Source organism: Komagataeibacter intermedius TF2 (genome assembly GCF_000964425.1).
Taxonomy (GTDB): domain Bacteria; phylum Pseudomonadota; class Alphaproteobacteria; order Acetobacterales; family Acetobacteraceae; genus Komagataeibacter; species Komagataeibacter intermedius.
Window position 1 is genome coordinate 1 of sequence record NZ_BANF01000079.1, and the last position, 932, is coordinate 932.

The 932-nt window shown below is 60.7% G+C and carries 1 protein-coding gene; it reads left to right on the top strand.

The window, feature by feature from the left end; all coding sequences use genetic code 11:
• The first annotated feature begins 69 nt into the window (after positions 1-69).
• Positions 70-867 (top strand): IS21-like element helper ATPase IstB, encoded by a 798-nt coding sequence (gene istB / locus B7449_RS11995; protein WP_276325865.1) that lies wholly within the window; start codon positions 70-72, stop codon positions 865-867.
• The last annotated feature ends 65 nt before the right edge of the window (positions 868-932 follow it).

The window sequence follows — 932 nt, forward strand, 5'->3', positions numbered from 1 at the left end:
CATCAATGCCAAAGGGACCGCATGATGTCTGTCACCGAACGCATCCGACAAAGCCTGCTGGCTCTCCATATGGCACGCGCCCTCGAAACGCTTGATCACACGCTGGGCAGGCTGGAAAAGGGCGAGATCAGCGCCATCGAGGCCATCGACGATCTGCTGGCCGAAGAACTGAACCTGCGCGAGGGACGGCGCATCAGCGTAGCACTGCGCACCGCCCGCCTCATGCCGATCAAAACTATCGAGAGCTTCGACTTCTCGTTCCAGCCTTCACTCGACAGGCATCGCATCACCGCGCTGGCCCAGCTCGAGTTCATCAATCGGGCCGAGGTGTTGCATTTTCTGGGCCCGCCAGGCACCGGAAAATCCCATCTGGCCACAGCCATCGGCGTGGCCGCCGTCAGGGCCGGACGCAGCGTCTATCGCTGCTCTCTGGCAGAACTGCTCGAGGCGCTCACCAGAGCCGAACGCGAGGGGCGTCTGGCCGAGAAAATTCGCTTCTACACGCGGGCTTCGCTGCTGATCGTCGATGAAATTGGCTACCTGCCAATCACGCCAGGTGGTGCCAACCTCTTCTTCCAGCTGGTCAATGCCCGCTACGAAAAGGGAGCGATGATCCTGACCTCCAATCGCGGTTTTGCCGAGTGGGGCGAGGTCTTCGGCGACCCGGTCGTCGCCACCGCGCTGCTCGACCGGCTACTTCACCATGCTGTCGTCGTCCACATCGAAGGTGCCAGCTATCGCCTGCGCCAGCATGCCGATCTGATCCCCGAGCATACACGGGCCCACGCCAATCTGATGCCACCGGCAGCGCCAAAGCGCCGCGGTAGGCCCCCAAAGCATGGAGCTATCGATCACCTCAATGGCTGATCACCATATCCGTGCTGGGGAATTTTCCGACAGCACATGTGGGGAATTTTGAAACAGCATTTACA